Source organism: Streptococcus sp. A12 (genome assembly GCF_905372335.1).
Classification (GTDB): Bacteria; Bacillota; Bacilli; order Lactobacillales; family Streptococcaceae; genus Streptococcus.
Window position 1 is genome coordinate 1 of record NZ_CAJPOU010000059.1, and the last position, 6,893, is coordinate 6,893.

Genomic DNA, 6,893 nt, shown 5'->3' on the forward strand with positions numbered 1-6,893 from the left:
CGTTCAGATCCACGAACCATGAGGAAGGCACCTGAAGTGCGTTTGACATTCGGACGAGTTTTGATAATTTGAAGTGCCGGACGAACGGTTGCAGCTGTTGAGTGAATCGCACCTGATACCATACCATCAACGATTCCCAGATGTACCAACATAACACCAAAGTAGTTGACATCGTCTTGCAAAATTTGACGCGCTTCCTCTTCTGTCATTTTACCCTTCCGACGTTCTACCAAGGAAGCTACCATCTCATCGAAGCCTGCGTAAGAATGCGGGTCGATAACTTCGTATCCTTCCAAAACTCCTTCAATTTCAAGGTAAATACGAATCTTATCTGGATTACCAAGCAAGACAGGTGTAATGTCTGTTTCTTTTACAATCCGTTTTGCTGCTTGCAGAATACGAGGCTCTTCCCCTTCTGGTAACACAATACGAGCATTCTTACCAACGAGGTTGGCTTTGAGGCTTTCAAAAACTTCCATGAGTTTCTCCTTTGAAAAAAATTAAATATTTGATAACTGTTTTAAGACTTGGCTAAAATCATCTGGCAGAGAGCTTTCAATTCGGAGCTCCTCTTCCAAAAAAGGATGATAGAAAGCCAAGGAATGGCAATGCAAGGCTTGTCGAAGAATCCCATCTTCTAACGAACCTCCATAGAGATCATCTCCCAAAAGTGGAAAACCAATATGAGAAAAATGAACGCGAATCTGATGGGTCCGGCCTGTATGCAACTGGATATCCACCAGATGAATATCACCGAAAGACTGAACAATTTGGTAGCTGGTATGAGCATACTTGCCACCTTTTGCTACCTTTCGGGTAATAATGGAGTCTTCATCACGCGCAATGGGGGCAATGATATCCCCCTTGCTTTCCAACTCACCCTTGCCCTTTACCAATGCAAAGTAACGTTTTTGAATGGTCTTAGCCTGAAGTTGCTTATCCAAGCGAGCATGGGCATAGCCATGTTTGGCAAAAAGCATGATCCCACTGGTATCCTTGTCTAAACGGGTGACAATATGAACGAGCTGATTTTCATACTGATGGCGAACATAGTATCCCTTGACAAAGTTCGCAATGGTATTGGAATGAAGGGAGCTAGGAATGGATGCCACTCCTGCCGGTTTGTTGATAATCAAGAAATGATCGTCTTCATACAAAATTTCCAAATCCCGATCAATGGCCTCCAAGGCTTCATAACCTTCCTCAGAGGGAATATCAATCGTTACCTTGTCTCCGATATCCAGAAGATAAATGGCATTTTGTTCGACGCCATTGACTAAAATCTGGCCTCCAGAAAACTTGATCTTGGCCAATAAGCCTTTTGAAACCTGATGTTTCTTCAGAAAGGTTTTAACCTTGACATGTTCATCTGCAATAAACTCGAACCTCATTCGTCAATATCTCCGATAAAGGCATCCTTGACCCGATTCCAGAAACTGGTATGACTTGGACTCGCTACGAAATTGATCTTGTGGTTATCAATCTGGTACTCGATTTGGGCGATATTTCGATAGGAATAGGTTGAATTATCAACAGAGAGAATGTGAAAACCTGGCCGGCTAGGCGTAATTTCAATCTTATCTTTTTTGGGAACAATAATCGATGACCCCAAAGTTCGATAGACACGATTATTCAGACTAGCGATTTCAGCAATCTGAAGCGCTTCGATCGTCGGGTGAAGCACAGCTCCTCCCAAAGATTTGTTATAAGCTGTGCTACCTGTAGGGGTCGAAACCGTAATACCATCCCCTCTGAATCGCTCAAAATGAACGCCATTGATGGTTAAATCAGCCACCATAGTTCGATCGCTACGTTTGATTGTCGCTTCGTTAAGGGCTCGCATAATCTTCGTATCCCCATTATCAAAAGTCACTTTGACATTAAGGATTGGGTAAGATACCTTGGCACCTGTATCGAACTTGAGATTTTCTACCAACTTGTCAATCTCATCATCTAAATAGTCCGTATAAAATCCAAGATGCCCCGTATGTACCCCAACAAAACGAACCCGATCTAATTGACTCTCGTACTTATGAAAAGCAGAGAGCAACATGCCATCCCCACCTATAGAGATCACGATATCCGGATGCTTCTCAGTTAAGATAAAATTATTCTTTTTTAATTTATAACGAAGTTGTTGAAAAACCTCTTCGCTCTGGCGTTTTCGATTTCGAATAATCGAAACCTTTTTACCTGTAGTCCTCATCTGTATCATCACTATTTCCGACGCCATCGTTTAATTTACGATGCATTGGATCAAAAAGAGCTTGCGCCTCCTGAATGGCATCACGAATGGCACCCATTTCCTCATCGAGTTGATAAGCCAAATTCGCAGTGACTTCAAGACGCTTCTTAATCTCGTCCGGAAAATCTCCTTTATATTTGTAATTTAATGAGTGTTCAATGGTGGCCCAGAAATTCATAGACAGAGTGCGAATCTGAATCTCTGCCAAAATCGTTTCATAGCCATTAATGGTATCTACTGGATACTCTACCACTACATGATAGCTTCGATACCCACTTGATTTCTTGTGACGAATATAGTCTCGTTCTTGAACCACGCGCATATCCTGACGCTTCCGCAAGACTTCTAGGACTTCATCTACGTCGTCTACAAATTGAACCATGACCCTCAGACCAGCAATATCTTGCATATCTTGAGCCAGGTTCTCTTCAGATATACTTCTGCGTTCCATCTTTTCGAGAATACTCTCAATCGGCTTCACACGACCGGTCACAAACTCGATTGGGGAATGCTTTTGTTGTTTGCGGTACTGCTTTCTTATCCCACGAAGTTTAATCTTCAACTCCCCAACTGCTTGGATATAGGGATCTAAAAAATTTTCCCAATCAATCGCCATTGAATCACCTTGTCATCTCAAAGTTTTTTGTATAAAATAAACACATCTATTATTATATCATAAAGAGCTTGCAAACGAAAGAAAAGGACGTAGCTATGAATCATTTAGAAATTGAATTTAAAACCTTACTAACCAAGGAAGAGTACCATTCTCTAGAAGACTTTTTCAAAGACCAAAAACCTATCCGACAAACCAATCACTATATTGATACGCCCGACCATGCTATCCGGAATCATCGGATGGCCTTGCGAATTCGTACCTTAGCTGATCGGGCTGAGCTAACCCTTAAAGTGCCGCAAGATGCGGGACATTTTGAATACAATCAAGCCCTTACTTTTGATCAAGTAGAAGCCTTTCTCTCCAAGAAAAAACTTCCTCAAGGTGAGATTGCCAGCTTTCTCACTGATTTAGACATTCCTCTCACTTCCTTAGATGTCTGGGGAAGTCTAGAAACAGAGAGACGAGAGAAAAGAATCCCTATAGGCTTGTTAGCCTACGATCGTAGTCGCTATAACTCCATTGAAGATTATGAATTAGAAATGGAGGTGGATGCCGCCTCAGATGAAACTTATTTTCACGAATTTCTCAAGGAAAAACAAATTGAATACAAGCCTGCAAAAAGTAAAGTAGCAAGATTGGCCCAAAGTTTGCTAAAAAGCTGAAATTACTGAATTTTTTTGCTAAAATAAGACTAGACAAAAATATCTAAATGAGGATCAAACACATGTCAGAAAAAAACAATATGAAGCTCTTCGCACTCAACTCCAACCAAGAAATTGCACAAAAAATTTCAGAAGTTGCTGGCATCCCACTCGGAAAGCTTTCTTCACGTCAATTCTCAGATGGTGAAATCCAAATTAATATCGAAGAAAGTGTGCGTGGATATGATATTTACATCATCCAATCTACTAGCTTCCCAGTGAACAATCACTTGATGGAATTGTTAATCATGGTAGATGCTTGCCAACGAGCAAGTGCCCATACCGTAAACGTGGTCCTTCCATACTTTGGGTATGCTCGTCAAGACCGTACTGCTGCTCCTCGCGAACCAATTACAGCAAAATTAGTTGCCAACATGCTTGTCAAGGCAGGGGTAGACCGTGTTGTAACCCTCGATCTTCATGCGGTTCAAGTACAAGGCTTCTTCGATATCCCAGTAGACAACTTGTTTACGATTCCTCTATTTGCTGATCACTATATCAAACAAGGTTTAACCGGTTCAGATGTAGTGGTTGTCAGCCCTAAAAATTCTGGAGTGAAACGCGCACGCAATCTTGCAGAATATCTAGATGCCCCAATTGCTATCATCGACTACGCCCAAGACGACTCTAGTCGTGACGAGGGCTACATCATCGGGGATGTTAAAGGTAAAAAAGCAATCCTCATCGATGATATTCTAAATACAGGAAAAACATTCTCTGAGGCTGCAAAAATTGTCCAACGCGACGGCGCTACTGAGATTTATGCCGTTTCAAGTCACGGACTTTTCGTTAAGGGAGCTGCGGAATTACTAGACCAAGCACCGATTAAAGAAATTTTAGTTACAGACTCTGTAGCAACCAAAGAACAAAAACCAAAAAATGTAAAATACATTACTGCAAGCGAATTGATTGGAGATGCCCTTGTTCGTATCCAAGAGCGTAAACCAGTTAGTCCACTCTTTGCATACCACAAGAAATAAGGTGATGGCGTGATTTATTTTGACAATGCGGCAACCACTCCCCTAAGCCCAGGAGTAATCAAGGTGATGACAGAAACGATGGAAACCAGTTTCGGAAATCCCTCTAGCCTCCACTCCCACGGCCGCCAAGCGAAAAAGATTCTTAGAGATGCTAGGGAAGGCGTTGCAACTTGTTTAAAGACCTCTAGCCAACAGATTATCTTTACATCTGGCGGGACTGAAAGCAATAACACTGTTATAAAGGGCTACTGTCTCAAACATAGACAGCAAGGGAAGCATATTATTACCACGGCTATTGAGCACCATGCCGTTCTGGAACCGATTGAGTACTTGGTCCAAGAATATGGATTTGAAGTAACCATCATTCAACCGGTCGATCAAAAAATTCGACCTGAAGATATTCGAGCTGCACTTCGTCCCGATACTATTTTAGTATCCACCATGTATGCCAACAACGAAACGGGTGATCTCTTACCTATCAAGGCAATTTCTGACCTTTTAAAAGACCATCCTGCTGCTTTTCATGTCGATGCTGTTCAAGCCGTTGGTAAACTTGCTGTAGCCCCTGAAGAGCTAGGAGTTGATTTTCTAACCGCATCGGCCCATAAATTTCACGGGCCTAAGGGAGTTGGTCTTCTCTATGCTAAAAAGCCTGACTTCTTCAATCTCTTACACGGGGGTGACCAAGAAGACAAACGTCGAGCTAGCACTGAGAACTTGATTTCAATTGCTGGAATGGCTCAAGCCCTCAAAGAAGCAACTGATCAGTTAGACGCAAATTATCAGTATATTCAGACCTTATCTAAACGTATCCTAACCGGCCTAGAAGATTTAGATTTCTATCTGAATGGCACAGACTCCAAATTTCCTCATGTCTTGAACATTGGCTTCCCAGGTATCAGCAATGATATCCTACTGCTTCGTTTAGATATGGCAGGGATTTCAGTCTCAACTGGCTCTGCTTGTACTGCTGGGACTGTTCAGCCAAGTCATGTCCTTGCAGCTTATTACGGCGAAGCTTCGCCTCGCTTGAAGGAATCTATTCGCATTAGTTTATCCGAATTCAATACGACTGCTGAGGTCGATACTTTTATAACAACTATACACAAAATTATAGGAGAATTACATGGCATTTGAAACATCTGTCTCATTAACAAACTGTGATTACACATACGCAATCCACCCAAATATCAAGAAATATACCCTACGTGACAATACTTTTGCACAAACAAAGGTTGGAAACTACGAATTAAATCGTTTGTTAGAAGCTATTCCAAATAGCGGAGATGGCTTTAAGTTAAAAATTATCATCAATAAGGATTTAACAGGATTTAAAATTAACATTACTGACAAGTCAGGCCTTCGTTTGGTAAATATTTTCAAAAATCCAGAAAACAAGATTATCCAACAAAAATTCTACTTCCTCATGGACAGTTTAGTTGAACGTGAAATCTTTGAAAGGATTGAAAAGTAATGACCAATGGTCCTGTAGTCCTCACCTATTTGGATGCATACCAAAAGGAACGTCAGGTTAGCTACGACAACATCGATCACTGTCTATTAGCCTTCTCAGGCTGTGTGACCATTCCAGATTCCTATCAGGTTGTTTCTGTGACCTACAAGGGGCAAACCTTACCTTTCACTGGAAGAATTGGTGACTTCTATCGCTATCTGATTCAGTTTGATCAGAGTTTAAAAAATTCTAATTAACTAAGAAAAGCACCATTTTGGTGTTTTTTTAGTATAAGATAGTTGCTTTTTTCACAAACTTTTTATAAAATAGATTTGAAAGGTTGTGATATTGTGAAACAAGATAAGACTAATCCAATTCCTCGTGCTACTGCTAAACGACTCTCCTTGTATTACCGCATTTTCAAACGCTTTAATGCAGAGAATATTGAGCGAGCAAATTCAAAACAAATCGCTGAAGCCATCGGGATTGATTCCGCAACTGTTCGTCGTGACTTCTCATACTTTGGAGAGCTAGGACGACGTGGTTTTGGTTATGATGTCAAAAAGTTAATGAATTTCTTTGCTGATCTCTTGAATGATAACTCCATCACCAATGTTGCTATCGTCGGGATTGGAAATATGGGGAGTGCCCTTCTTCACTATCGCTTCCATGAGCGAAACAAAATGAAAATTGTCATGGCATTTGATACGGATGATCATAAGTTAGTCGGCACTAAAAGTAAAGATGGTATTCCGATTTACGGCATCTCCACACTAAAAGAAAAACTTGAGGGACAAGAGATTCAAACAGCCATTTTAACCGTTCCAAGTGTAAAATCTCAAGAAGTTGCAGATTTACTGGTTGAAGCTGGTATCAAGGGAATCCTTAGCTTTTCTCC

10 protein-coding genes are annotated in these 6,893 nt (G+C 41.1%); 6 read left to right on the plus strand and 4 right to left on the minus strand.

What is annotated here, in order from left to right; all coding sequences use genetic code 11:
- From QZ158_RS07055 to QZ158_RS07070, 4 genes are all read right to left on the minus strand, one after another.
- Positions 1 to 479 (minus strand): phosphate acyltransferase (locus QZ158_RS07055; RefSeq protein WP_293887058.1); only part of this gene is annotated, 479 nt, incomplete at its 3' end.
- 21 nt (positions 480 to 500) lie between these two features.
- Positions 501 to 1,391 (minus strand): RluA family pseudouridine synthase, encoded by an 891-nt coding sequence (locus QZ158_RS07060; RefSeq protein WP_293887060.1) that lies wholly within the window; start codon positions 1,389 to 1,391, stop codon positions 501 to 503.
- A complete protein-coding gene (locus QZ158_RS07065) occupies positions 1,388 to 2,206 on the minus strand; it encodes an NAD kinase (RefSeq protein ID WP_293887072.1) in 819 nt (272 codons plus the stop codon). The genes QZ158_RS07060 and QZ158_RS07065 overlap by 4 nt, the downstream gene beginning before the upstream one ends.
- A complete protein-coding gene (locus QZ158_RS07070; RefSeq protein WP_061563942.1) occupies positions 2,190 to 2,861 on the minus strand; it encodes a GTP pyrophosphokinase family protein in 672 nt (223 codons plus the stop codon). Before QZ158_RS07070 ends, QZ158_RS07065 begins: the two co-directional genes overlap by 17 nt.
- 95 nt (positions 2,862 to 2,956) lie before the next feature.
- Here QZ158_RS07070 and QZ158_RS07075 point away from each other — a divergent pair, with 95 nt between their 5' ends.
- The 6 genes from QZ158_RS07075 to QZ158_RS07100 all read left to right on the plus strand — a co-directional run.
- Positions 2,957 to 3,523 carry a CYTH domain-containing protein gene (locus tag QZ158_RS07075; protein WP_293887063.1) on the plus strand — a complete coding sequence of 189 codons (567 nt, stop codon included), beginning with the start codon at positions 2,957 to 2,959 and terminating at the stop codon, positions 3,521 to 3,523.
- Positions 3,524 to 3,585: 62 nt separating this feature from the next.
- Positions 3,586 to 4,542: a ribose-phosphate diphosphokinase gene (locus QZ158_RS07080; protein ID WP_048788987.1), complete on the plus strand. Its 957-nt coding sequence runs from the start codon at positions 3,586 to 3,588 to the stop codon at positions 4,540 to 4,542.
- 9 nt (positions 4,543 to 4,551) lie between these two features.
- Entirely contained in the window at positions 4,552 to 5,679 is a 1,128-nt protein-coding gene (locus tag QZ158_RS07085; RefSeq protein WP_293887065.1) for a cysteine desulfurase family protein, read from the plus strand.
- A complete protein-coding gene (locus QZ158_RS07090; protein ID WP_048689998.1) occupies positions 5,669 to 6,016 on the plus strand; it encodes a DUF1831 domain-containing protein in 348 nt (115 codons plus the stop codon). Before QZ158_RS07085 ends, QZ158_RS07090 begins: the two co-directional genes overlap by 11 nt.
- A complete protein-coding gene (locus QZ158_RS07095) occupies positions 6,016 to 6,252 on the plus strand; it encodes a DUF4649 family protein (RefSeq protein ID WP_061563940.1) in 237 nt (78 codons plus the stop codon). Before QZ158_RS07090 ends, QZ158_RS07095 begins: the two co-directional genes overlap by 1 nt.
- 93 nt (positions 6,253 to 6,345) lie before the next feature.
- A partial coding sequence (locus QZ158_RS07100; RefSeq protein WP_293887070.1) for a redox-sensing transcriptional repressor Rex occupies positions 6,346 to 6,893 on the plus strand: 548 nt, incomplete at its 3' end.

Coding starts and splice junctions, on each gene's coding strand:
- QZ158_RS07060 (WP_293887060.1), bottom strand. CDS start 1,391: ATGAGGTTCGAGTTTATTGCAGATGAACATGTCAAGGTTAAAACCTTT.
- QZ158_RS07065 (WP_293887072.1), bottom strand. CDS start 2,206: ATGAGGACTACAGGTAAAAAGGTTTCGATTATTCGAAATCGAAAACGC.
- QZ158_RS07070 (WP_061563942.1), bottom strand. CDS start 2,861: ATGGCGATTGATTGGGAAAATTTTTTAGATCCCTATATCCAAGCAGTT.
- QZ158_RS07075 (WP_293887063.1), top strand. CDS start 2,957: ATGAATCATTTAGAAATTGAATTTAAAACCTTACTAACCAAGGAAGAG.
- QZ158_RS07080 (WP_048788987.1), top strand. CDS start 3,586: ATGTCAGAAAAAAACAATATGAAGCTCTTCGCACTCAACTCCAACCAA.
- QZ158_RS07090 (WP_048689998.1), top strand. CDS start 5,669: ATGGCATTTGAAACATCTGTCTCATTAACAAACTGTGATTACACATAC.
- QZ158_RS07095 (WP_061563940.1), top strand. CDS start 6,016: ATGACCAATGGTCCTGTAGTCCTCACCTATTTGGATGCATACCAAAAG.